Here is a 25,190-nt window from a genome sequence, read left to right on the forward strand (position 1 = left end):
ACCCCCATGCAGAACGACATTCCCGCCGACGACGGCGTCGAGCCCATCGCGATCGTCGGGCTCGCCGCCCGCCTGCCCGGCGCGGCCGACGTTGACGAGTTCTGGCGCAACCTGGTCGACGGCGTGGAGTCGACGACCGAGCTGACCCGCGAGGAGCAACTCGCCCGCGGTGCCCAGCCGCAGGAGGTCGACGACCCGGGCTGGGTCAACCGCGCCCCGCTGGTCGAGGGCTACGACGAGTTCGACGCCGGGCTGTTCGGGATGACCACCCGCGAGGCCGAGATCACCGACCCGCAGCACCGGCTGTTCCTGGAGACCTGCTACACCGCGCTGCAGGACGCCGGCTACGACCCGGGCCGCTACGACGGCGCGGTGGGCGTGTACGCCGGCACCGGCGGCAACCTCTACCTGCACCGCAACGTGTACCGCAACAAGCGGGTCGGCGGGAATCCGCACGGCGCGGTGTCGCTGGCCACCGGCAACTCGCCGAACTACGTGGCCACGAACGTGTCGTACCGGCTGGACCTGCGCGGCCCCAGCCTCACCGTGCACACCGCCTGCTCCACCTCGCTGGTCGCGTTCCACCTGGCCTGCGAGGCGCTGCGCAACGGCGAGTGCGACATGGCCCTGGCCGGCGGCGTCAACATCGAGCTGCCGCACGTCGGCTACCTCGGCATGGACGGCTTCACCTCGCCGGACGGACGCTGCCGGCCGTTCGACGCCGCAGCCAACGGCACGGTGTGGGGCAGCGGTGTCGGCGTGACGCTGCTCAAGCGCCTCTCCGACGCGATCGCCGACGGCGACACCATCCGCGCGGTGGTGCTGGGCAACGCGATCAACAACGATGGCGCCGGGAAGGTCGGCTTCACCGCCCCCAGCATCGACGGGCAGATGGAGGCCGTCGCCCAGGCCGTCGCGCTGGCCGGCGTCGACCCGCGCAGCATCAGCTACGTCGAGGCGCACGGCACCGGCACCGCGCTCGGCGACCCGATCGAGGTCGCCGCGCTGTCCGCCGTCTACACCAAGGACACCGACGAGCGCGGCTGGTGCGGCATCGGCTCGGTGAAGTCGAACATCGGCCACCTCAGCCAGCCCTCCGGCATCGTCAGCGTGATCAAGACGGTGCTGGCGATGGAACACGGGCTGATCCCGCCGACCATCAACTACGAGACGCCGAACCCGGCCATCGACTTCGCCGACACCCCGTTCTACGTGGCGAACACGCTGACCAAGTGGGACACCGACGGCGGGCCGCGCCGCGCCGGCGTCAGCTCCTTCGGCATCGGCGGCACCAACGCGCACGTCGTGCTGGAGGAGGCCCCGGCCGCGGAGCGGAACGAACCGCCGGCCCGCCCGGCACACCTGCTCCAGGTGTCGGCGAAGACCCCGACCGCGCTGGACACCGCCGTACGGCGGCTCGCCGACCACCTGGAGGGCGGCGGCGACGTCGCGCTGGCCGACGTGGCGCACACGCTGCGGGTCGGCCGCCAGGTGTACGCCCACCGCGCCGCCGTCGTCGCCGGTGACCCGGCGTCCGCCGCCGCCGCGCTGCGCGAGCGGCGTAAGGGCCACCGGGGCGTCGCCGAGGGCCCCGCGCCCCGGGTGGCGTTCCTGTTCAGCGGCCAGGGCTCGCAGTACGCCGGGATGGGCGCCGAGCTGTACGCCCACGACAGCGCGTACGCCGCCGCCGTCGACCGGTGCGCCGAGCTGCTCCGCCCCGAACTGGGCCTGGACATCCGCGACCTGATCCTGGGCCGTGACCCGGACGCGGCGGACAAGCTCACCGAGACCCGCTACACCCAGCCGGCCCTGTTCACTGTCGAGTACGCGCTCGCCGCCGCCTGGCGGGCCGCCGGGGTCACCCCGGCCGCGATGATCGGCCACTCCATCGGCGAGTACGTCGCCGCGACGGTGGCCGGGGTGCTCGACCTCGCCGACGCGCTGCGGGTGGTGGCCGCCCGGGGCCGGCTCATGCACTCCCTGCCCGGCGGGTCGATGCTGGCGGTCACGCTCGACGAGTCGGAGGTGACCGGCACGCTGCCGGAGGGCCTGTCGGTGGCCACCGTCAACGGCCCCGGCACCTGCGTGGTCGCGGGCGAGACGGCACTGGTCGAGGAGTTCGCCGCGAGCCTCGGCGGCAAGAACAAGTCGAAGCTGCTGCGCACCTCACACGCGTTCCACTCGCCGATGATGGACCCGATCCTGGACGAGTTCACCGCGCTGATGGCCACGGTGCCGCTGCGCGCCCCGGCGGTGCCGTTCGTGTCGAACGTGACAGGCACCTGGATCACCGAGGCGCAGGCCACCGACCCGGCGTACTGGGCCGCGCACCTGCGCCGCCCGGTCCGCTTCGGCGCGTGCGTGGCCACGCTGCTCGCCGAGGGCACCTGGGCGCTGGTCGAGTGCGGCCCCGGCCGGCAACTGGCCAACCTGGCCCGGATGCAGGTCGCCAAGGCCGGCGAGGCGCAGCGTGCGCTGACCCCGCTGGGCAGCCTGCCCGGCCCCGGCGAGCAGACCGGCGACGTGGCCGCGCTGCTCGGCACGGCCGGCGCGCTCTGGTGCGCCGGGGCGCCGGTGAGCCTCCCGGCCGACCCCCGCGCGCGGCGGGTGCCGCTGCCCACGTACCCGTTCGAGCGGCGCCGCTACTGGATCGAGCCGGACCCGGAGCAGGAGCTGGCCGCGGCGCCCGCCGAGACCGGCCCTCGCCCGCTGCCCGAGTGGTTCGCGGTGCCGGTGTGGCGGCAGGCCGCCCCGGCCCGCACTGCCGAGCCGCTGGGCCGCTGCCTGGTGCTGGCCGACGGCCCGCGCGGGGACGCGCTCGTGGCCGCGTTGCGCGCCGCCGGCGACGACCCGGTCGAGGTATGTGCCGGTGAGGCCTTCGCCGTCACCGCGAACGGCTTCCGGCTGCGCCCCGGCGTACGCGCCGACGCCGAGGAACTGGTCGCCGCGCTCGTCGCCGACCTGCCCCGGCGGATCGTGCACGCGTTCGCGCTCGACGGCGAGCCGGCCGGCATCGACCCGGCGGCCGCCTGGGCGGCGCAGGAGCGCGGCTTCTTCGGCGCGCTGCACCTGGTGCAGGCGCTCGCCGGCGCCGGCGTCACAGCCGACGAGTCGGGCGTACGCCTGGACCTGGTCACCGCCGGCATCGGCGACGTACGCGGCGACGACCTGACCCGCCCGGAGCACGCCACGCTGGCCGGCCTGGCCCGGGTGCTCCCGGCCGAGCTGCCCGGCCTGACCGTGCGGCTGCTCGACACCGACCCGGCCGCGCGCGGCGTCGCCGCCCTGGTGGCCGAGCTGCGCAGCCCGGTCGACGCCGAGCACCCGGAGGTGGCGCTGCGCGGCGACCGCCGCTGGCTGGCCGGCTACGAGCAGGTGAGCGTGGCCGCCGAGGACGAGCCGGGCGTGCTGCGCGAGGAGGGCCGCTACCTGATCACCGGCGGTCTCGGCGGCATCGGCGTCACCCTCGCCGAGGACTTCGCCCGCCGGGTCCGCGCCAAGCTGGTGCTGCTGGCCCGTTCCGGGCTGCCCGCACGGGACGAGTGGGACGCGCACCTGGCGGTGCACGGCGGCGCCGACCGGGCCGGACGGGCCATCGCGGCGATCCGCCGGATGGAGGCCGCCGGCGCCGAGGTGCTGGTGCTCGCCGCCGACGTGACCGACGCGGACGACCTGCGCCGGGTCCGCGAGGAGGCGGAGCGCCGCTTCGGTGGGCTGGACGGCATCGTGCACGCCGCCGGTCTGCCCGGCGGCGGCATGGCCGAGGTGAAGGAGCGCGACGAGGCGCAGCGCGTGCTGGCCCCGAAGCTGGCCGGCACCCTGGCGCTGGCCCGGGTCTTCGGCGACCTGCCGCTGGACTTCGTCGTGCTCTGCTCCTCGATCACCGCGGTGATCGGCGGGTTCGGCCAGGTCGACTACTGCGCCGCGAACAACTTCCTGGACGCCTTCGCGCGCTCCGGCACCGGGTTCCGCGCGCCTGTGGTGTCGCAGAACTGGGGCGGCTGGGCCGAGGTGGGCATGGCGGTGGAGACCGCCGCGCCGGCCGCGTTCCGGGCAGCCGGGCGGGACACCGTCACCACGGCTGTCGCCCACCCGGTGCTCACCACGATGGTCGCCGGCCCGGACGGCACGGTGCTGCACGGCCTGGTGTCGGCCGACACCCACTGGCTGCTCGACGAGCACCGGATCGGCGGTGTGCCGGTGGTGCCGGGCACCGCCCACCTGGAGTCGGTGCGCGCCGCTGTGGTCGCCGCGCTGCCCGCGCCGGGGCCGGACGCCGCGGTGGAGCTGCGCGACGTGGTGTTCCTGGAGCCGTTCTCGGTCCCGGACGGCACTGTCGCCCAGTACCGGGTCGAGCTGACCCCGGCCGAGGACGGCACCGAGTTCACGGTCGCCAGCCTCGCCGCCGGGCAGGCGCGCACCCACGTACGCGGCAGCGCCGGGTGGACCACCGAGGCGGCCCCGCCGGCCGTCGTGCCGGCCGTGGCCGGGCGGCGGGTCGACGGCGACGCCTCGTTCGGCCGGGGACGCACCAGCATGCTCACGTTCGGGCCGCGCTGGGCGGCGCTGGCCGAGCACCACCTCGCCGACGGCGAGGAACTGGCGACGGTGCAGGCGCCCGCCGCCGCGCTCGGCGACCTGCCCTCCTGGGGGATGCACCCGGCACTGCTGGACGTGGCCACCGCGTTCGGCCGCGGCCAGGGCACCGGCACCTACCTGCCGCTGTCGTACGGCCGGATCGTGGTGCGGGGGCCGCTGCCGGCGACGTTCCACAGTCACCTGCGGCACCGGCCCGCCGCCACCGACGAGGTGGTCGCCGCCGACCTGTCGCTGCGTGACCCGGCCGGGCGGGAACTGGTCTCGATCGGCGACTTCGTGCTGCGCCGGGTCGACCAGGACGCGGTCACCGGCAACCTGGCCGAGTCCCCGGCGGCGGGCGGCGACGCCCCGGCGCCGGTCACCGAGGACATCCGACCGGTCGACGGCGCGGAGGCGTTCCGCCGCAGCCTCGCCGCCGGTCTCGGCGCCCAGGTGGTGATCGCCACCCGCACCGTGGCCGACATCCGTCGCCGCGCGGCCCGGGTCACCACCGACAGCATCGCCGAGGACACCGACGCGCCGGCCGGCACGGCGGCGGCCACCGGCGGCGGATCGGCCGCGCCGAGCACCGAGCTGGAGAAGACCATCGCCCAGGTGTGGCGCGACGGCCTCGGCGTCACCGACGTCGGCGTGGACGACGACTTCTTCGCCCTCGGCGGCAACTCGCTCGTCGCCGTGCAGCTCATCGCCGCCATGCGCAAGGCCACCGGCGTACGGCTGCCGATGCGCAGCCTCTTCGAGACGCCCACGGTGGCCGGTCTGGCCGCCCGGATCGAGGAGCTGCGCGCCGAGGCCCCCGCCGACGCCCCGGCCGCCCCGGCCGCCATCCCGCGGCTGCCCCGCGGCTGACACCCCCAACCAAGGAGACACCGCACCATGAGCGAGACAACCGCGACGCTGCCGGTCGTCGTCGAGAGCGACGGCCGGGCGCTGACCGACCTGATCGCGGCCCGGCGCGCCGAGCTGCGGGACACCCTCGTCGCCAACGGCGGGCTGCTGTTCCGCGGCTTCGACGTGGGCGGCGTGGACGGCTTCGACCAGGCCGTCCGCGCGCTGGCCGGCGAGCCCCTGACCTACACCGAGCGCTCCTCGCCCCGGCACTCCATCAAGGGCCGGGTCTACACCTCGACCGACTACCCGCCGGACGAGGAGATCTTCCTGCACAACGAGAACTCGTACCAGGCGCGTTGGCCGCTGACGCTGTTCTTCTACTGCGTCACGCCGCCGGACACCCAGGGCGCCACGCCGCTGGCCGACGTGCGCCGGGTGTACGAGCTGATCGACCCGGCGGTGCGTGAGGAGTTCATCCGCCGTCGGTGGATGCTGGTGCGCAACTTCCACGGCGACTTCGGCACCCGCTGGCAGGAGGTGTTCAACACCGAGAGCCGCGCCGAGGTCGAGGCGTACGCGGCGGACAACGGGATCACGGTGGAGTGGGTCGGCAAGGAAGGCCTGCGTACCCGCGCGGTCCGCGACGTGGTGCACCACCGGCCCGGGTCGGACGTCCCGCGCTGGTTCAACCACGCCACCTTCTTCCACCTGAGCACCCTGCCGGCCGACTACCAGGAGGGCCTGCTGGCCATGTTCGGCGCCGACGGGCTGCCGTCGAACACCTACTACGGCGACGGCGGCGAGATCCCCGGCGACGTCATGGACCACCTGCGCGCCGCCTACCGGGCCGCCACCGTCCGCTTCGACTACCAGCGCGACGACGTGCTGGTGGTGGACAACATGACCGCCGCGCACGGCCGGGAACCGTTCACCGGTCCCCGCAAGATCGCCGTGGCGATGGCCGAGCCGCACACCCCCGAGAACGCAGGAGCGAACTGACATGGCCGAACCCCGATTCCTGGTCGTCCGCAACGACGAGGAGCAGTACTCGATCTGGTCGGCCGACCGGGACCTGCCCGCCGGCTGGCACGACACCGCCTTCGCCGGCAGCCGCGAGGAGTGCCTGGCCCACGTGGACGAGGTCTGGACCGACATGCGTCCCCGCTCGGTGCGCGAGGGAATCTCATGACGCAGGAGTGGACCTTCCCGGCCTCCTACGCCCAGGAGCGGGTGTGGATGGCCAACCAGCTCGACGTCGGCTCGCCGGTGTTCAACGTGTCCTTCCCGTGGATGTTCCCGGCCGGCGTGGACGCCGGCACGGCGAGTGACGTGGTCAACCGGGTCATCGCCCGGCACGAGGCGCTGCGTACCCACCTGCGGACCGACGACGGCGCGCTGGTGCAGGTCGTGCGCGCCCACGAGCCGGCGCCGCTGCCCACCACCGACCTCACCCACCTGCCCGCCGACCAGCAGTGGGCCGGGTTCGGGCGGATCCGCGGCGAGATGGCCCGCACGCCGATCCCGCTGGACGCCGCGCCGCTGTGGCGGGCCCGGCTGATCCGCATGGAGGAAGGACTGGCGCTGGCGTTCGTGGTGCACCACGCCGTCTTCGACAGCCACTCCGCGGTGCTGTTCCACGCCGAGCTGGTCGCGTTCTGCGAGGCCGCGCGCACCGGCGCCGAGCCCGCCGTGCCCGAGCTGCCCATCCAGTACGCCGACTTCGCGGTCTGGCAGCGCCAGCAGCTCACCGGCGAGGAACTGGACCGGCAGCTCGCCTTCTGGACCGGTCACCTGGCCGGTGCGCCGCCGGTCACCGGCCTGCCGCTGGACCGGCCCCGCCCGGCCCAGCTCGGGTTCGCCGGTGACGAGGTGCGCTTCACGCTGCCCGACGGGCTGCTGGACCGCGTCGGCGCGCTGGCCACCGGCGCGCAGGCCACCCCGTACATGGTGCTGCTGGCGGGTTTCGCGGCGCTGCTGTCGCGGATCTCCGGCGACGCCGACGTGGTGGTCGGCGTCTCCACCGCGGGCCGGGACAACCCGGAGCTGACGCCGCTGATCGGCATGTTCGTCAACCCGGTGGCGCTGCGCTGCGACGTCTCCGGCGACCCGACGTTCGCGGCGCTGCTCGGCCGCGTCCGCAACGGCCTGATCGACGCCATGGAGCACGGGCAGACGCCGTTCCAGAAGATCGTCGAGGCGGTCGACCCGCAGCGGGACCCGTCGGTGCAGCCGATCTTCCAGACCGCGCTGAACTGGATCCCGGACTCCGGCCTCGACCCGGTGGAGCTGGGCACCACGAAGGACGACCTGGCCTTCGACATCACCACCGGCGACTGCCGCCTGGTCTACCGCACCGAGCTGTTCGACCGGGAGACCGCCGAGACGGTGGCCAGCCGCTACGTGCGGCTGCTCGCCGCCGCCGTGGCCGAGCCGGATCGTACGGTCGGTGCGCTGCCGCTGCTCACCGACACCGAGCGGGACCGGGTGCTCGAAGCCTGGAACGACACGGCCCACGACGTGCCGGTTACCACAGTTGTCGACGAGGTGCAGCGGCGGGCCGCAGACACCCCGGACGCGGCGGCGCTGGTGTGCGACGGGACGACGCTCGGCTACGGCGAGCTGAACACCGCCGCGAACCGGCTGGCCCGGCTGCTGGTGGCGCGCGGCGCCGGCCCGGAGACCCGGGTCGCGCTGGCGCTGCCCCGCTCCTGCGAGCTGGTGGTGGCGATGCTCGCGGTGCTCAAGGCCGGCGCCGCGTACGTGCCGGTGGACACCGCGTACCCGGCCGGCCGGATCGCGTACCTGCTGGACGACGCCGCGCCGGCGCTTGTGGTGGCCGACCCGGACACCGCCGCCCTGGTGCCCGGCGACGCGCTGGTGCTCGACGGGGAGATCGGCTCCGACCAGCCCGGCCACGACCTCACCGACGCCGACCGGGTCGCGCCGTTGCGCCCGGAGCACCCGGCGTACGTGCTCTACACCTCCGGCTCCACCGGCCGCCCCAAGGGCGTGGTGGTCGAGCACCGGGCGGTGACCGCGTACCTGGCCTGGGCCCGCGCCACCTACCCGGGGCTGGCCGGGGTGGCGCTGCTGCACTCGCCCGTGTCGTTCGACCTCACCGTCACCGGCCTGCTCGGCACGCTCACCGCCGGCGGAACGGTACGGCTGGCCGCGATCGACGAGCCCGCGGCCCGCGCCGGTGGCCGGCCGGCCTTCCTCAAGGTCACGCCGAGCCACCTGCCGCTGCTCGACGCCGAGCTGTCGCCGACGGCCGACCTGGTGATCGGCGGCGAGGCGCTGACCGGGGAGCAGCTCGCCGCCTGGCGGGCCGCCCACCCCGAGGTGGCGGTGATCAACGAGTACGGTCCGACCGAGGCCACTGTCGGCTGCGTCGCGGCCCGGATCGCCCCCGGTGAGCCGGTCCCGGCCGGTCCGGTGCCGATCGGCACGCCCACCTGGAACACCCGGGCGCTGCTGCTCGACGGCGCGCTGCGGCCGGTGCCCCCGGGCGTGGTGGGGGAGCTGTACGTCACCGGCGCCCAGCTCGCCCGCGGCTACCACGACCGGCCCGGCCTGACCGCCGAGCGGTTCCTGCCCTGCCCGTACGGCCCGCCCGGCGCCCGGATGTACGCCACCGGCGACCTGGCCCGCTGGCGTGCCGACGGCACGCTGGACTACCTGGGCCGCCGCGACGACCAGGTCAAGGTGCGCGGCATGCGGATCGAGCTGGGCGAGGTCGAGGCCGCGCTGCTGGCCCACCCGGATGTGCGCGCCGCCGCCGCGGCGGTCCGCACCGACGGCGGCGAGCCCATGCTCGTCGGCTACCTGGTGGGCCCGGCCCACGAGGACTCGGTCCGCGCCGAACTGGCCCGTGAGCTGCCCGCGCACCTGGTGCCGGCCGCCCTGGTCCGGCTGGACGCGCTGCCGCTGACCCCGAACGGCAAGCTGGACCGCGCCGCGCTGCCCGCCCCGGCGGTGGCCGCACCGGCCCAGGACAGCTTCGTCGCGCCCCGCAGCGAGGCCGAGGCCATGGTCGCCGAGGTGTACGCCGACATCCTCCAGGTGGAGAAGGTCGGCGCCCTGGACGACTTCTTCGCCCTCGGCGGCAACTCGCTGCGCGGCATGCGGGCGATGGCCCGGATCCGTGCCGAGGTGGACGTCGACCTGCCCATGCGGGCGCTGTTCAGCAGCCCCGTGGTGGCGGACCTGGCCGCCCAGATCGAGGCGCGGATCGCCGCCGAACTCGACGGGCTCTCCGACACCGAGGTCGCCGCGCTGCTCGCGGCGGAAGAGGGAACCAACTGATGACCGACCTGAAGGATCCGGCCCGCGAGGCGGCCCGGCAGGCGCTGATCGCCCGACGGCTACGCGCCCGCCAGACCGCCCCCACGGCCCGGATCACCCCCCGCCCGTCCGGCGCCGAGGTGCCGCTGTCCTACGCCCAGGAGCGGGTCTGGTTCATGGACCAGCTCGCCCCGGGCGAGGCGGCGTACCACATCGCGGTGCCCCTGCGGGTACGCGGACCGCTCGACGTGGACGCGCTGCGCGCCGCGCTGACCGGGCTCGCCGAGCGGCACGAGTCGCAGCGCACCCGCTTCCCGGCCGACGCCGACGGCCGTCCCACAGTGGTCGTCGCCGACACGGCGGACGTGCCGCTGACAGTGGTGGACGCGCCCGACGAGGCGGCCGCGCAGGCGCTCGTCGACGCGGCGGCGGCCGAGCCGTTCGACCTGGCCGACGGGCCGCTGCTGCGCGCGCTGCTGATCCGGCTCGCCGCCGACGACCACGTGCTGTTCCTCGCCCAGCACCACATCGTCGGTGACGGCTGGTCGGTGGACGTGCTGCTGCGCGACCTGATCACGCTCTACCGGGGCGGGGAACTGCCCGCCCTGCCGATCCAGTACGGCGACTTCGCCGTCTGGGAGGCGCAGGAGCTGGACGGCCCGCAGGCGCGCGTGCACGTCGACTACTGGAAGCAGCGGCTGGCCGGCATCACGCCGCTGGAACTGCCGCTGGACCGGCCCCGCCCGGCCACCCAGACCTACCGTGGCGACTTCGTCGAGTTCCAGCTCGACCCGGCCGCCACCGAGGCGCTCAACGCGCTCACCCGCGACAGCGGTGGCACGCTGTTCATGACGCTGCTCGCCGCGTACCAGGTGCTGCTGGCCCGGCACGCCGGTCAGGACGACTTCGCGATCGGCGCGTCGGTGGCCGGCCGGTCCGCGCCGGAGCTGGAGAACATCGTCGGCATGTTCATCAACATGCTGCCGCTGCGTGCCGACCTGGCCGGTGACCCGACGTTCGCCGAGCTGCTGGAGCGCACCCGCCGTACGGTGCTCGACGGGTTCGAGCACGCCGAGGTGCCGTTCGCCAAGGTGGTCCACGAGCTGGGTCTGCCACGCGACGTCAGCCGCTCCCCGGTGTTCCAGACGATGTTCGTGCTGCAGAACTACGAGATGGGCCGCTTCCGCGGCGTGTCCCGCACCGACGAGGTCACGTTCTCCTGGACCCCGATGGAGTTGCAGGCCACCCGGTTCGACTTCGAGCTGCACGCGGTGGAGACCGTCGACGGGCTCTGGGGCAAGCTGGTCTTCAACACCGACCTGTTCGACCGCGCGACCGTGGAGCGGATGGCGCAGCGGTGGACCGCCCTGCTGGACGCGGTGGTCGCCGCGCCCGACACCCCGGTGTCCCGGCTGCCGCTGCTGTCCGCCGCCGAGCGGGAACTGCTGGCCGCCTGGAACGACACCACAGCCGACTTCCCGCGCGTCGAGACGCTGCACGGCCCGATCGAGGAGCGCGCCGCGGCGACACCGGACGCGGTAGCGGTCACCATCGACGGGCACAGCCGCACGTACGCCGAGCTGAACGCGCAGGCCAACCGCGTCGCGCACCGGCTGCGCGCGGCGGGCGTCGGCCCGGAGACCCTGGTCGGGGTCTGCGCGGAACGCTCCGTGGAACTGGTCGCCGGCCTGCTCGGCGTGCTCAAGGCCGGCGGCGCGTACCTGCCGCTGGACCCGGAGTACCCGGCGGACCGGCTCGCGTTCATGGTCGGCGACGCGGACGCGCCGGTGGTGCTGGTCCAGTCGCACCTGCGCGACGTGCTGCCGGACACCGGCGCCACAGTGCTCGAACTCGACGACGCCACGGTCTGGACCGGCCAGCCCGACACCGACCCGGCCCCGGCCGCCGGCCCGGAGCACCTGGCGTACGTCATCTACACCTCCGGGTCCACCGGCCGCCCGAAGGGCGTGCCGAACACACACCGGGGGATCGTCAACCGGCTCGACTGGATGCAGAAGACGTACCGCCTCGGCGCCGACGACTCCGTGCTCCAGAAGACGCCGGCCAGCTTCGACGTGTCGGTGTGGGAGTTCTTCTGGCCGCTGCGCACCGGCGCCCGCCTGGTGCTGGCCAAGCCCGGCGGCCACAAGGACGCCGGCTACCTGCGCGACCTGCTGGTGTCCGAGCGGATCACCACCGCACACTTCGTACCGTCGATGCTCACCGTCTTCCTCGCCGAGGACGGCGTGGAGGCGGCCACCGCGCTGCGCCGGGTGATCTGCTCCGGCGAGGAGCTGCCGCTCGCGTCGGCGGCCGACTTCACCGCCCGGCTGCCCTGGTGCGGCCTGCACAACCTGTACGGCCCGACCGAGGCGGCCATCGACGTGACCGCCTGGGCGTGCGAGCCGGAGCGGCTGGCAGAGGTGACCAGCGTGCCGATCGGCGCGCCGATCGCCAACCTGCGGCTGCACGTGCTCGACCCGTCCGGCGCGCAGTGCCCGGTCGGGGTGGCCGGTGAGCTGCACATCGGCGGCGTCGGACTGGCCCGCGGCTACCACCGCAGGCCCGCGCTCACCGCGGAGAAGTTCGTCCCCGACCCGTTCTCCGGCGAGCCGGGCGCCCGCCTCTACCGCACCGGCGACCTGGCCCGCTGGGTCGGCGGCCCGGACGGCACCGGGGTGATCGAGTTCCTGGGCCGCATCGACCACCAGGTCAAACTGCGCGGCCTGCGCATCGAGCTGGGCGAGATCGAGAGCGCGCTACGCGAGCAGCCCGGCGTCACCGAGGCCACGGTGATCGTCCGCGAGGACAGCCCGGGTGACAAGCGGCTCACCGCGTACCTGGTGGGGGCGGCCGAGCACGCCGCGCTGAAGTCGGCGCTGAAGGACACGCTGCCCGAGTACATGGTGCCGGCCGCGTTCGTCACGCTCGACGCGCTGCCGCTGACTCCCAACGGGAAGCTGGACCGCAAGGCGCTGCCCGCGCCGGTGGTCACCCGCGAGGCGTCGGTGGCGCTGGTCGAGCCGCGCGACGACACCGAGCGGGCGCTCGCAGCGATCTGGTCCGAGGTGCTGGGCGTGGACACGCTCGGCATCGACGACGACTTCTTCGACCTGGGCGGGCACTCGATGCTCGCGACCCAGGTCGTCGCGAAGATCCGCAAGGCGGAGCTGGGCGGCCGGGCGGTCGGCGTGATGGATCTGTTCCAGCAGCGCACCATCCGCGACCTCGCCGCGTTCGTCTCCGGCGACGCCGCCCAGGAGGGGCCGCGCCGGCTGCTCTACGAGCTGACCAAGCCGATCCCGGCGGGCAAGCGGGTGCTGACGTACGTCTGCGTTCCGTACGGCGGCGGCAGCGCCATCGTCTACCAGCCGATGGCCGACGCGTTGCCGGCCGGCTACGGGCTGTGGTCGCTGGCGATCCCCGGCCACGACGTGGGCCTGAGCGAGGACGCGCTTCCGTTCGACGAGCTGACCAGCCGCGTCGCCGACGAGATCCTGGAGCGGGTCGAGGGGCCGATCGCGCTGTACGGCCACTGCGGCGTGGGTAGCGCCATCCTCGCCGACGTGGCCCGCAAGGTCGAGGCGGCCGGCCGGGACCTGGAGGCCGTCTACATCGGCGCGATGTTCCCGTTCGCCCGCCCGAAGGGCGTGATCGCGGCGCTCCGCGACCGCCTGGAACGGCTCAGCAGCAACCGGCACTCGGCGAGCTGGCTCAAGTCGATGGGTGTGGACACCGACGAGCTGGAGCCGGAGCAGGCCGACCGGATCATCAGCAACATGCGGGCCGACTCCCGTGCCTCCGAGGAGTACTTCACCCGGCTGCTGGACCAGCAGGCGACGAAGCTGCGTACGCCGATCATCTCGGTGGTCGGCTCCGAGGACCCGGTGACCGACTACTACCGCGAGCGGTACGCCGAGTGGCAGTTCCTCAGCGACACGCTCGGCCTCGTCGTGCTCGACCAGGCCGGGCACTTCTTCCTCAAGTACCGGGCACAGGAGCTGGCCGAGATCGTCACGCAGGTGCACCCGGCGGTGGTCGCCGGCGACGTCGGCGCGCTGACGGCGGAGGGACGCGGTGAGGACGCCGGCTGGGTGGTGGCCGACACGCTGCGGGTGGGGGAGAACCGCAAGCCCACCAGTACGGTCAAGCCGAGCATGGGCCGGTTCATGGCCATCACGACCGGCCAGCTCATCTCCAGCACCGGTTCCGCGCTGACCGCGTTCGCGCTGCCGATCTGGCTGTTCAACCGCACCGGCTCGGTGGCGAACCTCGGCATGCTCTGGGCGCTCGCGCTGATCTGCGGCGTGCTCATGCTGCCGGTGGCCGGCGCGCTGGTCGACCGGGTCAGCCGGCGCCGGATCATGATGATGGCGAGCTGCTTCGCCGGTTCCGTCCAGTTGGTGCTGGCCACCCTGTTGTGGACCGACAACCTGGTGCTCTGGCACATCTACGTGCTGGTGGCGCTGAGTTCGGTGGCCGGTTCGTTCCAGCGGATCGCGTTCCAGTCGGCGGTGCCGCAGTTGGTGCCCAAGCGCTACCTCGGGCACGCCATGGGCATCACCCAGCTCTCCACCGGTGTGGCCACGCTGCTCATGCCGGCGTTCGCGGCCGGCCTGCTCGCCACCATCGACCTCAAGGGCATCCTGCTCGTCGACGTGGCCAGCTACGTGTTCGCGGTGCTCACCCTCGCCGTGGTCCGCTTCCCGGACGCGCTGGGCTGGCGGCCCCGGGAACGGCTGCTGGTGGCCATCGCCAACGGCATGCGCTACTCCTGGCGGCACCGTGGGTTCCGGCTGATGCTCGGCTACTTCGCGCTGGGCAACATCTTCCTCGCCCCGGCGCTGGTGCTCATCACGCCGCTGGTGCTGTCGTTCGGCAGCCCGACCCAGGTGGCGCAGGTGGCGCTGGCCGAGGCGGTCGGCGCGGTGCTCGGCGGCGTGCTCATGTCGCTGTGGGGCGGTCCGCGCAAGCGGCGGATGATCGGCGTGCTGATCGGCAACCTGGGCACCGCGATCGGCTGTGTGCTGATCGGCCTCGACGCGTCGGTGGCGATGATCTGCGTCGGCTTCTGCTGGCTGGCCATGTCGATGACCACCGCGCAGTCGATCTACGCGACGATCGTCCAGGTGAAGGTGCCGCAGCGCTTCCACGGCCGGGTGTTCAGCCTCAACCAGACCATCTCCTGGTCCACGCTGCCGATCGGGTTCGCGCTGCTCGCGCCGGGTGCCACCGCGCTGTTCGAGCCGATGCTGGCTCCCGGCGGGGCGCTGGCCGGCTCGGTGGGCGCGGTGATCGGCACCGGACCGGGCCGGGGCATCGGGTTCGCGTACATCTGCTTCGGGGCGGCGCTGATCCTGATCACCCTCGGCGGTCTGTCGATCCGGCTGCTGCGCCGCTTCGACCTGGAAGTGGAGGACTCCCTGCCGGACGACCTGATCGGTGCCCAGGAGCGCGAGAAGCGCCTGGCCGCCAAGGCCGAGAAGAAGGAACTCGTCTCCGTCTGACCGTGTCGATCAAGGAGTTCGCGTCGGTTCCGGGCACCCGGGCCGCCGCGAACTCCTTGGTCGGGCGGAGGCCGGGTGCCACGCCGGAGGGGACCGGTGGCGCTACCGGCGGCGGTCCTACGGGGCCGGAGCCCGGTCCGCCAACCTGTCCGAAAGCCGGGGCTGCACGATGAGCAGCGCCACCAGCAGATGGGGGACGGCCACCGGTACCGCCGCCCCCGCACCGGCCGCGGCGTACACGAACAGCGGGAGCGGCACGACGAAGAGCAGGACCGCGGCCAGCCTGAACCAGTACCACCGGACGCCGGACAGCAGGCGCAGCAGTCCCAGGCAGCCGACGGCGAGAGCGCTCACCATCACCCCACCCGGGCTGAGGAGCACTGACGGCACCTCGGTGAGCGCCTGGCCGAAAGCCTCGACGAGGCCGCCGGCCGGGGCCGGCTCCCACAGCACGGGTACCACGACGGCGATGCCGAGGTAGAGCAGCAGGTGGACGCTCAACCAGGGAAGAGCGGGCAGAGCCGCGAGAGCCTGGATCGGTCCCCGGCGAGGCACATCGACGTTCATGGCGGGAGCGTAGCGAGAGCCCGCCAGCGTGCGGCTAGCCTTGATGCCGTGATCGACGACCGCACCGAAGGGCTACTGCGGGAGCTGGCCCGCCTCGATCCGTGTGCGGCGGTGGTCGAGGCCGGTGAGCAGGACGTCGACGGGCTCACCGACTACAGCCCGGACGGTCACCAGGCCCGTGCCGATCTCGCCACCCGCGCCCTGCGCCGGATCGGGACGCCGCCCACGACGAGCCCGCTGGACGAACACCTCGCCGAACGGCTGCGCACCCGGATCGCCTTCCACGACGCCGGGGAGGATCTGCGGGAACTGCACGTCGCGGCCACCGGCCCGCTCCAGCTCATCCGCCAGTGCGTCGAGTCCGCGGTGCCGGGCCGCGACGCCGAGGGCGCGGCGTCCGAGGACGGCTGGGCCCGCGTCGGCGCGCGGCAGGCCGCGATCCCGGCGGCACTGGACGGGTACGCCCAGAGCCTCCTGCTCGCCGCCGGGCGCGGTCACCTGCCGGCCCGCCGCCAGGTGGAGCTGGTGACGCAGCGGTGTCGCAACTGGATGGACGACGACACGGCGCTCGTCGAGCGTTACGGCGAGGGCCCGCAGCGCGGCTCGTTGCGGGCAGCGGCGCGGGACGCGCGGGAGGCGTACCGGAGATTCGCCGAGACGCTCACCGCGGACCTCGCGCCGCGGGCGCACGACGACGAGGCGTTCGGCCCACGGCGGTACGCCCTCTGGGTGCGGATGTTCCTCGGTGCGGAACCGGACCTGCGCGAGCTGTACGAGTGGGGCTGGAACGAGTTCACCGCGATCGAGGCGGACCTGGTCGCGGAGGCGAGAGCCCTGGGCGGAACCGTGCCCGAGGTGCGGGACCGGCTCGACCGCCCCGACGCGCCCGGCACGCTGCGCAGCCGGGCCGAGTTCGCCGGCTGGTTGCAGGACCTGCTGGAGTCCACCACCGAGCGGCTGCACGGCGTCCACTTCGACATCCCCGCGCCGCTGCGGCGCATCGAGTCACGGGTCACCGCGTCCGGCGGCACCGCCTACACCGCGCCGTCGCGGGACCTGACCCGGCCGGGCCGGGTCTCGTGGCTGCTGCCCGAGGGGCAGAAGCGCTTCCCGACCTGGTGGGCGTACAGCACCGCGTACCACGAGGGCGTTCCCGGCCACCACCTGCAGCTCGGCTGCGAGGCGTGCCGGGGCGGTCCCGGGCGGCGGCTGAACCTGCTCGGCGGGCTCTCCGGCGCCCAGGAGGGCTGGGCCCTGTACGCCGAGCGGTTCATGGACGAGCTCGGGCTCTACGAGCAGCCGGGCGCCCGGCTGGGGCACCTGTTCATGCAGTTGCTGCGGGCGGCGCGGGTGGTGCTCGACATCGGCCTGCACCTGCGGCTGCCGATGCCGTCGGACCCCGGCACGACGTGGACGCCGCAGGCCGCGCTGGACCTGTTGCGTGACCGCTGCCACCAGGGCCCGTACGCGCCACTGGAGCTGGCCCGGTACCTGGGCCGTCCCGGGCAGGCGCTCACCTACAAGGTGGGGGAGCGGGTGTGGCGGGAGGGCCGGGAGGCCTTCCCCGGCGACCGGCGGGCGTTCCACAACCGGGCCCTGGAGCTCGGCTCGCTGGGGTTGGGCCGGCTCACGAGCGCGCTCGCCGCCTATCCGGCCTCGTCGGCGGGCAACTCCTCCGGGTCGGCCACCCACGCGGAGTAGACCGGCAGGGCGTGCCACGGGCCGCCGGCCGGGTCGGTGGTCACCGCCACCACCGCGTACGGGTGCCCGAAGCGCAGCTCCGCGACGCGGGCGATCCCCTCCGGCGGCAGGCCGGCCACCATGCCGAACGCGGTCACCGCGGCGGCCTCGAAGCCGTAGCGGCCGAACCGGGCGACAGCGGACTGCGCGGCGTCGAACCCCGGCCCGGCCAGCCCCATCAGCCCGCCGAGGGCCCGCGCCGCCGCGTCGAAGCCGAACCCGGGTGCGGTCAGGTCGTGCCGGCTCCGCGCAGACCAGCAGGGCAGCACCGCGTTGGCGCGTTCCTCCCGGCCGTCGGCGGCGAACGTGTTCACCGGCTTCTCCCGCACCGTCCACAGCGGCGTCTCGCCCAGCGGCAGGTCGAACAGCGATCGACGGTCCGGCAGGGAGTCCGGAACGAGCGCGGCGGCGCTCGCCAGCTCGTGCGCGACGGCCAGCACGTCGGCCGCGGGTACCTCGGGCGCGGCGGCCACCGACACCACGAGCAGCCCGGCACCGTCGTCGCCGGTGCGGGCCGGGACCGCGTGTACCGCCACGTCGCCGGCCCGGTCGGTGGCCGCGACCCAGCAGCGGTGCCCGATCGGCGGCGTGCGCAGCACCCGGCTCAGCCGGCCGGACCAGGCGCTGCCCGTACCCAGCTCGGTGCCCGCGGCCGTCTCGAACGGGTCGGCCCACGACACGCGGGTGGCCAGCGCGTTCGCCAGGACCAGCAGCGTGTCCGGGTTGACGTCGACCGGGAAGCGGTCGATCAGCCCGCCGGTACGCTCCCGGGCCCAGGCGTCGAGCGCGGCCTGGTCGGGCAGCGCACCGCGCTCGGTGGCCTCCGGCAGGGCGCCCCGCCAGGCGGCCAGCTCCGGCGCCGGCACGCGTTCCCACAGCGCGGTGGCCGCGGCGACCATCGGGTGCGGCGCGGCGAGCAGCGCCCGGGCCTCGGCGGCGGCGTCGTCCGGGTCGGGGCCGAGCGCTTCGGCCAGCGCGACGCGGTCCGCCCCGGTGGCGGTCGGGCCGGTCAGCGCCAGCAGGAGCCAGGCGCCCAGCGGCGAGGCGACGTGGTGGGTGTCACCGGCGGCGCGGTGCAGCCGTTCGGCGTAACTTGCCAGGGGTGCGCGCAGAGAAGTCACGGCTCCACTCTGCCCGCCGGCGTGCCCGCCGGCACCCCCTGTCAGGACCACAGCTCGAACGGCTCGTCGATCTCCTCGCCGGCCAGGAACGCCGGCAGCAGTTCCGGCAGCCGGCCCGGGTAGCAGCGCGGTCGCTCGGCGAGCACCGCGGCCAGCGGCCACCAGCGGAACCCGAAGTAGTCCTCCATCTCGTAGTCCAGCCGGGACGCCTCGTCCACGTCCGGCCCGGGGCCGGACAGCCGTACCGCCACGATCACCTCGTCCTGGAGGTGGCGGTGCTGCCGGTGCCGGAAGCTGGCCCGCCGCCGCCACGTGGGTGCGCCGACCTCGTCCGGGCCGATGGCGATGCCGGTCTCCTCGCGCAGCTCGCGTACGGCCGCCTCCCGGTACGTCTCGCCGGGGTCCAGCCCGCCGCCGGGTAGCTCCCACCACACGCCGAGGTCCGGGTGGTCCGGGTCGCGGGTGTGGAACAGCAGCAGGCGGTCGGCGGCGTCGAGCACCACCAGCCGGACGGCGCTGCGTTCGATCAGCGGCAGATCACGGGGTGGCTCCACGCTCCGAGAGTAAGGAAGGCCCGCGCTCGACGCACCGGGTGCCCGGCCCGGCGACCCGATTCCGGGGCCGGGGTGCCCGGACCGATAGGCTGCCCGCCGTGGCAGGTCTGTTGAGGAACGTGGCGTCGAAGCTCGGCCGGATCACCGGGGGCGTGCCCGCCCCCGCCCCCACCCGCGCCGGGGGGCCGATCCCGGCGCAGGTCGCGCGCCGCCGCCAGGTCAGCGCGTTGCAGCGCCGCGAGCTGTCGTACGCCCCGGAGCCGGACGGGCAGGCCGACCCGGGCGAGATCGTCTGGACGTGGGTGCCGTACGAGGACGACCCGCGCCAGGGCAAGGACCGCCCGGTGCTGGTGGTGGGCCGGCACAGCCGCACGCTGTTCGGGCTGATGCTGTCCAGCCAGAGCGACCGGGACGGCCAGCGGCACTGGCTGGCGCTCGGCCCGGGGGAGTGGGACCGGGACAAGCGGCCGAGCTGGGTACGGCTGGACCGGGTGCTCACCATGCGCGAGGACAGCATCCGCCGCGAGGGCGCGGTGCTGGACCGGCCCCGGTTCGACCGGATCGGCGAGGCGTTGCGCGCCGGCTACGGCTGGCGCTGACCCGCCGGGCGGAGTCCGGCCGGCGCCGCGACGAGCCGGCGGACCGGGCTCAGCGCCCCGCGACGAGCCGGGCGGAGTGCGGTCAGCAGTCGGCGGCCGACGAGGGACGCCGCGAACAGAGCCTGCTCAACGCTCGGCGACGAGCTGCCGGGTGGGGCGGGCGGTGTCGAGCGTCTTCGCCTCGTACATGGCCGCGTCGGCGCGGCAGAGCGCGTCGGCGAGCTGCGTCGGGCAGTGCACGGGCGCGAGCCCGACCGAGGCGGTGACCTGGATGCTGCGTGTCCCCAGCGGGATCGGCGCGGCGAGCGCCTCGCAGAGCCGCCGGGTGGCGTGCTCGATCCACCTGCGATCCGCCGTCGGGCTGGCCAGCAGGCCGGCGAACTCGTCGCCGCCGAGGCGGGCGACCAGGTTGTTGCCGGCGAACGCGGCCAGCCGTTGCGCCACGCTGACCAGCACCTGGTCTCCGGCGGCGTGCCCGTAGCGGTCGTTCACCTGCTTGAAGTTGTCCAGGTCGAGCACCACCGCGACGAGCGGCTGACCGGCCGGGTCGGTGAGCAGGGCGGCGGCCAGGCGGAAGAACGCGCGGCGGTTGGGCAGCCCGGTGAGCGGGTCGTGGCTGGCGGCGTGCCGCTCGGCGGCCAGTTCGGCCTGGAGGAGCTCGATCTCGGCTTCGGCGCGCAGCGCGCGGCGGCGTAACTGCCAGGCGGAGACGAGCGCGCCCGCCGCGGAGATGCCGGAGGCGATGGTCATCGGATCCGCCAACGCGTCCTCCTCGCCGCAGTCCCGTAGCCGCGCGATGCGGCGTCTCCGGAGCCGGGTTCGGGTCACTGTACGTGAGCGAACCGGCACACCGTATTTCGGTTATCATGCTCTCTGTCCATTGCAGATGCAATAGCAGATGCACGTGCATCTGCCTCCTCAGTCGACAGACGTCGCCACCCACCGCCCCTCCCCGCGGCCTCGGCTGGCTCATTCCCGAAGGACGCCCATGCAGCAACCTCCGAACGGCGTGCCCGTGACCGAGTTGCCACCGATGCGCTGGCTGAAGAGCCGTCGTAGCAACCCCAGCGGCAACTGCGTCGAACTGGCCGAGCTGCCTGGTGGTGGCGGCATCGCGGTCCGCAACTCCCGGCACCCCGAGGGCCCGGCGCTCATCTACACGGTGGACGAGATCGCCGCGTTCGTGCTCGGCGCCCGCGACGGCGACTTCGACCACCTCATCCCGCCGTCCCGTACACGGGACTGACTCCGTCCCTCCGGAGGAGTTCACCTCACTGTCGGTTCATGGCATGCTTACTCGTCGGCCGGGAGGGTGCCCGGCCGACGTGGTCGGGATGCGAGGGCGGTCAGGTGGCGACGGTGCCTGTCGAGGGTGGTCCGACAAGCGGTCCGACAGTGCTGCGCATGCTGCTCGGCGGCCAGTTGCGCCGGCTGCGTGAGAGCGCCGGGGTCAGCCGGGAGGTGGCCGGCTACGAGATCCGCTCGTCCGAGTCGAAGATCAGCCGGATGGAGCTGGGCCGGGTCGGCTTCAAGGAGCGCGACGTGGCCGATCTGCTCACGCTCTACGGCGTCACCGCTCCGGAGGACCGCGCCGCGCTGCTCAAGCTGGCCCAGGACGCGAACAACCCGGGCTGGTGGCACCGCTACGGCGACGTGCTCCCCGCCTGGTTCCAGTCGTACCTGGGCCTGGAGGCGGCCGCCGCGCTGATCCGCACCTACGAGGTGCAGTTCGTGCCCGGCCTGTTGCAGACCGCCGCGTACGCCCGGGAGGTCATCCTGCTCGGCCACCGCAGTGCGTCGGCGGCGGAGCTGGACCGGCGGGTGGAGCTGCGGATGCAGCGCAAGGAACTGCTGCGGCGGGCCGACCCGCCGCAGTTGTGGGCGGTGCTCGACGAGGCGGTGCTGCGCCGCCCGATCGGCGGCGCGGCGGTGATGCGGGAGCAGATGGACGCGCTGATCGAGGCGACCTCCGGGCCGCACGTGCGGTTGCAGATCGTCCCCTTCGCCGCCGGCGGGCACGCGGCGGCCAGCGGCGCGTTCAGCATCCTGCGCTTCGGTGACGCCGATCTGCCCGACATCGTCTACATCGAGCAGCTCACCAGCGCGATCTACCTGGACAAGCGCGACGACCTCGACTTCTACGCCGAGGCGATGGAACGGTTGTGCGTGGAGGCCGTGCCGCCGGAGCGGACCCCGGAGCTGCTGGCCCGCCTGCGCGACGAGCTCTACCCGGCCTGACCGGCGCGTCGGCGGGCAGTAGCATGTCCGTCGACAGTGGATAGCGGAACGCGAGTCGTGGAGGCGGCCTTGACCAGCGACGCACCAGGTACGCCACCCGACTCCGGGCCGCTCGCCGCCCGGATCGACACCACTGTGGCGCACCCCGCCCGCCGGTACAACTACTGGCTCGGCGGCAAGGACAACTTCCAGGCCGACCGCGAGTCCGGCGACGCCATGGCCGAGCGGTTCCCGACCATCCGGATCAGCGCGCTGGAGAACCGGCGGTTCCTGCGCCGCGCGGTGCGCCATCTGGCCGGCGAGGCGGGCATCCGGCAGTTCCTGGACATCGGCACCGGCATCCCCACCGCCGACAACACGCACGAGGTGGCGCAGTCGATCGACCCGCGCGCCCGTGTGGTCTACGTGGACAACGACCCGATCGTGCTGGCCCACGCCCGTGCGCTGCTCACCAGCTCCACCGAGGGCGCCACCGCCTACCTGGACGCGGACCTGGTCGACCCCGAGCGCATCCTCGCCCACCCCGATCTGCGCCGCACGCTCGACCTGTCCCAGCCGGTGGCGTTGATGCTGCTGGCGGTGCTGCACTTCGTGCCGGACGGCGAGGACCCGTACGCGATCGTCGGCCGCCTGCTGGACGCGTTGCCCGCCGGCAGCTACCTGGCCGCCTCGCACGCCACCCACGACCACCTGCCGGCCGAGGTGGCAGCCGAGGCGAAGGCGGCAGCCCGTGGCGGCGGCCCGCACGGTGTGATCAACCTGCGCAGCCGGGAAGAGTTCGTGCGCTTCTTCGACGGGCTGGAACCGGTCGATCCGGGCGTCTGCTCGGTCGCCGAGTGGCGTGCCGACGGCGAGCCCGAGCCGCGCCCGTCGGTGATCGACGTCAGCATGTACGGCGGGGTCGCCCGCAAACCCTGACCGGGGGCCGCGCGCCGGGCGGTTGACGGGCCGGAGGGCCGGACGGGCAGACTGGAGGCATCATGTCGCCGTTCACGCCCGCCCTGCGCCTGCACGACCGATACGTCCTGCGCGAACGCATCGGCCTCGGCGGGATGTCCGAGGTGTGGCGGGCCGACGACGAGGTGCTGCACCGGCCCGTCGCGGTCAAGGCCCTCGCCGGGCAACTCGCCGCCGACCCGCAACTGCGGGCGGTGATCCAGCGCGAGGCCCGCGCGGCCGCGCGTCTCACCCACCCGCACGTGACCCAGGTGTACGACTACGGCGAGGCGACGCTGGACGGCGGCGTCGTGATCCCGTACCTGGTGATGGAGTTGGTGGAGGGGCAGACGCTCGCCGACCGGCTGGCCGGCGGTCCGCTGGCCTGGCCGGACGCGGTGCGAACGGCCAGGCAGGTGGCCGGGGCGCTGGCCGCGGCGCACCGGATCGGCGTGGTGCACCGCGACGTCAAGCCGGCGAACGTGATGCTCACCGAGACCGGCGCGAAGGTGCTCGACTTCGGCATCGCCGCGCCGGCCGGCCCGCACCCGGTCACCGGGCAGACCGGCGCGCTGCTGATGGGCACCCCCGCCTACTTCGCCCCGGAACGCCTCGACCCCGGCCCGGCGAACCCGGCCGGCGACGTGTACGCGCTCGGCGTACTGCTGTATCGCAGCCTCACCGGCCGGGCCCCGCTGCCGGTGCGCGGCTGGGACGACGTGCTGGACGTGCGGCGCAACCGGCCGGCGGTGCCGCCGCCGCGGGTGCCCGGGCTGCCGCCGGAGATCGCCGACCTGGCGCTCGCCTGCCTGGCGCCGGACCCGCGCCGTCGGCCCACCGCGGCCCGGCTCGCCGAGCGGCTCGGCGCGGGCCGTCCGGTGGATCCGCCGACGGCGATCCTGCCCACCGTGGGGCCGGTGGCGCACCCGCCCACGCTCGTCGAGCGTTCCCCGGGCGCCGCGCCCCGCCCGCCGGGGCGTCCCGTCCCGCCGCCGCCTCCGGCCGTCTCGTCGAACCGGCTGTTCGGGCTGCTGGTGGCCGGTGCGGTGGTGCTGCTTCTCGCGGTGGTCGGCTCGCTGGTATGGGGCGACGGCTCCGGCGCCCCGCCGGCCGCCGCGCCCACTGCCGGCCCGTCGACCGGCGCCGCCGAGCGGCCCGCATCCGAGCCCAGCAGCGCCGCGCCGCCGTCGACGACGCCCGAGCCGGTGACGTCGCGTCAGTTCGGCGACCGGTTCGGTGAGCTGCTCGACCGGGCCGAGTCGATCGGGCTGATCGACCGCAAGACCGCCGCCGACCTGCGCAAGAAGGCCGCCGAGCTGGACCGGGGCAAGCCGAGGGACCGGGGCAAGCGGGTCGAGGACCTGCGCGAGAAGATCGAGGACGCGGCCGAGGACGACAAGATCGATCCGGTCACCGCCGCCGCGTTGCGCAAGCTGCTCGACGGCTACGAGCGGCTGCGCGGCGCCGACGAGGGCTGAGGCACCCGGCGGTCTCCGGCCGTGACCGCCCGGATCGTCTCCGTCACCAGGGCGGCCGCCTCGGGCAGTCGCTCCGGATCGGGCGCGTGACCGGCGGCGCGGTGCCGCACCGCCTCCGCCAGCTGGTCGAGCGGCCCGGAGGCGGCGACGTACGCGGACAGCAACTCGCCTGCCGCCGCCGCCAGTGGGTGGCCCGGAGCGACGGCGACCTCCGCGAGAATCAACGCGGTCGTCGTCCGGTCCAGCGCCGGCGGCCCCTCGGCGCTGTCGGTCCAGTCGATGACCACCGGACCGGTGGCGGCCAGCAGCACGTTGCCCGGATGCAGGTCGAGGTGCAGGAGGCGTACCGCCGGGTCGGCCGAGCGGAGAGCCGGGAGCGCGTGCAGGCGGGCGTGCAGGTCGGCCAGCATGCGGGCGCCCGCCCGCGCGGTGACGGCGCCCGCGTGGAACGCCTCCACCAGGGTCGGGCCGGTGACCCGGTCGAGCACCAGGTCGGTGCCGTCGGCGTGATGCACCCGGGGCACGGGATAGCCGGCCCGGTGCAGGTGCCGCATCACCTCGGCCTCGGCCCGCACGTCGCCACCGTCGCGGTAGCGGCGCACCACCCGCCCGCCGGGCAGCGGCCACACGTCGGCGGTGCGGCCGGTGCCGAGCGGGGTCGCCGCCCGGAAGCTGTCCGGGGCCGGTTCCAGGCCGGCGCCCTCTGACGGTGCCATCCCGCCCCAGCGTAGGTGCT

The 25,190-nt window shown here is 74.4% G+C and carries 16 protein-coding genes; 11 read left to right on the plus strand and 5 right to left on the minus strand.

The genetic code is table 11. The features are described 5' to 3' along the window. The first annotated feature begins 6 nt into the window (after nucleotides 1–6). The 5 genes from ACFYO8_RS27285 to ACFYO8_RS27305 are packed head-to-tail and all read left to right on the plus strand — an operon-like array spanning nucleotide 7 to nucleotide 15,221. Nucleotides 7–5,448, plus strand: coding sequence for an SDR family NAD(P)-dependent oxidoreductase (locus ACFYO8_RS27285; RefSeq protein WP_387189200.1), 5,442 nt, complete (start codon nucleotides 7–9; stop codon nucleotides 5,446–5,448). A gap of 27 nt (nucleotides 5,449–5,475) precedes the next feature. Continuing rightward, nucleotides 5,476–6,429, plus strand: coding sequence for a TauD/TfdA family dioxygenase (locus ACFYO8_RS27290; RefSeq protein WP_354873605.1), 954 nt, complete (start codon nucleotides 5,476–5,478; stop codon nucleotides 6,427–6,429). Between the two features lies 1 nt (nucleotide 6,430). After that, nucleotides 6,431–6,619: an MbtH family NRPS accessory protein gene (locus ACFYO8_RS27295; RefSeq protein ID WP_354873603.1), complete on the plus strand. Its 189-nt coding sequence runs from the start codon at nucleotides 6,431–6,433 to the stop codon at nucleotides 6,617–6,619. Continuing rightward, nucleotides 6,616–9,735 (plus strand): amino acid adenylation domain-containing protein, encoded by a 3,120-nt coding sequence (locus tag ACFYO8_RS27300; RefSeq protein ID WP_387257730.1) that lies wholly within the window; start codon nucleotides 6,616–6,618, stop codon nucleotides 9,733–9,735. The genes ACFYO8_RS27295 and ACFYO8_RS27300 overlap by 4 nt, the downstream gene beginning before the upstream one ends. Next, nucleotides 9,735–15,221, plus strand: coding sequence for an amino acid adenylation domain-containing protein (locus tag ACFYO8_RS27305; protein WP_354873599.1), 5,487 nt, complete (start codon nucleotides 9,735–9,737; stop codon nucleotides 15,219–15,221). Before ACFYO8_RS27300 ends, ACFYO8_RS27305 begins: the two co-directional genes overlap by 1 nt. Nucleotides 15,222–15,338: 117 nt before the next feature. On the opposite strand, the gene ACFYO8_RS27310 is transcribed toward ACFYO8_RS27305, so the two are convergent. After that, nucleotides 15,339–15,788 carry a hypothetical protein gene (locus tag ACFYO8_RS27310; protein ID WP_354873597.1) on the minus strand — a complete coding sequence of 150 codons (450 nt, stop codon included), beginning with the start codon at nucleotides 15,786–15,788 and terminating at the stop codon, nucleotides 15,339–15,341. Nucleotides 15,789–15,836: 48 nt separating this feature from the next. Here ACFYO8_RS27310 and ACFYO8_RS27315 point away from each other — a divergent pair, with 48 nt between their 5' ends. Next, nucleotides 15,837–17,489: a DUF885 domain-containing protein gene (locus tag ACFYO8_RS27315; RefSeq protein ID WP_354873595.1), complete on the plus strand. Its 1,653-nt coding sequence runs from the start codon at nucleotides 15,837–15,839 to the stop codon at nucleotides 17,487–17,489. Here the strand turns inward: ACFYO8_RS27315 and ACFYO8_RS27320 are convergent. Further along, nucleotides 17,435–18,649 carry a hypothetical protein gene (locus ACFYO8_RS27320; protein WP_354873593.1) on the minus strand — a complete coding sequence of 405 codons (1,215 nt, stop codon included), beginning with the start codon at nucleotides 18,647–18,649 and terminating at the stop codon, nucleotides 17,435–17,437. The two genes, ACFYO8_RS27315 and ACFYO8_RS27320, sit on opposite strands and share 55 nt — an antisense overlap. Nucleotides 18,650–18,690: 41 nt before the next feature. Next, nucleotides 18,691–19,203 (minus strand): NUDIX domain-containing protein, encoded by a 513-nt coding sequence (locus tag ACFYO8_RS27325; RefSeq protein ID WP_354873592.1) that lies wholly within the window; start codon nucleotides 19,201–19,203, stop codon nucleotides 18,691–18,693. A gap of 98 nt (nucleotides 19,204–19,301) precedes the next feature. On the opposite strand from ACFYO8_RS27325, the gene ACFYO8_RS27330 reads away from it, so the two are divergent. After that, nucleotides 19,302–19,802: a type II toxin-antitoxin system PemK/MazF family toxin gene (locus ACFYO8_RS27330; RefSeq protein ID WP_354873590.1), complete on the plus strand. Its 501-nt coding sequence runs from the start codon at nucleotides 19,302–19,304 to the stop codon at nucleotides 19,800–19,802. Nucleotides 19,803–19,928: 126 nt separating this feature from the next. Here the strand turns inward: ACFYO8_RS27330 and ACFYO8_RS27335 are convergent, their stop codons facing one another. Then, nucleotides 19,929–20,564 (minus strand): GGDEF domain-containing protein, encoded by a 636-nt coding sequence (locus ACFYO8_RS27335; RefSeq protein WP_354873588.1) that lies wholly within the window; start codon nucleotides 20,562–20,564, stop codon nucleotides 19,929–19,931. Between the two features lie 226 nt (nucleotides 20,565–20,790). Between ACFYO8_RS27335 and ACFYO8_RS27340 the strand changes: the two genes are divergently transcribed. From ACFYO8_RS27340 to ACFYO8_RS27355, 4 genes are all read left to right on the plus strand, one after another. Then, nucleotides 20,791–21,048 carry a DUF397 domain-containing protein gene (locus tag ACFYO8_RS27340; RefSeq protein ID WP_013285958.1) on the plus strand — a complete coding sequence of 86 codons (258 nt, stop codon included), beginning with the start codon at nucleotides 20,791–20,793 and terminating at the stop codon, nucleotides 21,046–21,048. A gap of 104 nt (nucleotides 21,049–21,152) precedes the next feature. Then, entirely contained in the window at nucleotides 21,153–22,040 is an 888-nt protein-coding gene (locus tag ACFYO8_RS27345) for a helix-turn-helix transcriptional regulator (RefSeq protein WP_354873585.1), read from the plus strand. Nucleotides 22,041–22,109: 69 nt separating this feature from the next. Then, entirely contained in the window at nucleotides 22,110–22,958 is an 849-nt protein-coding gene (locus ACFYO8_RS27350; RefSeq protein WP_354873583.1) for an SAM-dependent methyltransferase, read from the plus strand. 62 nt (nucleotides 22,959–23,020) lie between these two features. Continuing rightward, entirely contained in the window at nucleotides 23,021–24,454 is a 1,434-nt protein-coding gene (locus tag ACFYO8_RS27355; RefSeq protein WP_354873581.1) for a serine/threonine-protein kinase, read from the plus strand. Here the strand turns inward: ACFYO8_RS27355 and ACFYO8_RS27360 are convergent. After that, complete coding sequence (locus tag ACFYO8_RS27360) at nucleotides 24,421–25,170, minus strand: phosphotransferase (protein ID WP_354873580.1); 750 nt, start codon at nucleotides 25,168–25,170, stop codon at nucleotides 24,421–24,423. The two genes, ACFYO8_RS27355 and ACFYO8_RS27360, sit on opposite strands and share 34 nt — an antisense overlap. Between the last annotated feature and the right edge of the window lie 20 nt (nucleotides 25,171–25,190).

The sequence above is a fragment of the Micromonospora sp. NPDC005257 genome, assembly GCF_042872445.1.
Classification (GTDB): Bacteria; Actinomycetota; Actinomycetes; order Mycobacteriales; family Micromonosporaceae; genus Micromonospora.

Excerpts from the sequence above, each read along its gene's own strand:
- ACFYO8_RS27355 (WP_354873581.1), top strand. The coding sequence starts at position 23,021 with ATGTCGCCGTTCACGCCCGCCCTGCGCCTGCACGACCGATACGTCCTG.
- ACFYO8_RS27360 (WP_354873580.1), bottom strand. The coding sequence starts at position 25,170 with ATGGCACCGTCAGAGGGCGCCGGCCTGGAACCGGCCCCGGACAGCTTC.
- ACFYO8_RS27290 (WP_354873605.1), top strand. The coding sequence starts at position 5,476 with ATGAGCGAGACAACCGCGACGCTGCCGGTCGTCGTCGAGAGCGACGGC.
- ACFYO8_RS27295 (WP_354873603.1), top strand. The coding sequence starts at position 6,431 with ATGGCCGAACCCCGATTCCTGGTCGTCCGCAACGACGAGGAGCAGTAC.
- ACFYO8_RS27300 (WP_387257730.1), top strand. The coding sequence starts at position 6,616 with ATGACGCAGGAGTGGACCTTCCCGGCCTCCTACGCCCAGGAGCGGGTG.
- ACFYO8_RS27310 (WP_354873597.1), bottom strand. The coding sequence starts at position 15,788 with ATGAACGTCGATGTGCCTCGCCGGGGACCGATCCAGGCTCTCGCGGCT.
- ACFYO8_RS27340 (WP_013285958.1), top strand. The coding sequence starts at position 20,791 with ATGCAGCAACCTCCGAACGGCGTGCCCGTGACCGAGTTGCCACCGATG.
- ACFYO8_RS27285 (WP_387189200.1), top strand. The coding sequence starts at position 7 with ATGCAGAACGACATTCCCGCCGACGACGGCGTCGAGCCCATCGCGATC.
- ACFYO8_RS27305 (WP_354873599.1), top strand. The coding sequence starts at position 9,735 with ATGACCGACCTGAAGGATCCGGCCCGCGAGGCGGCCCGGCAGGCGCTG.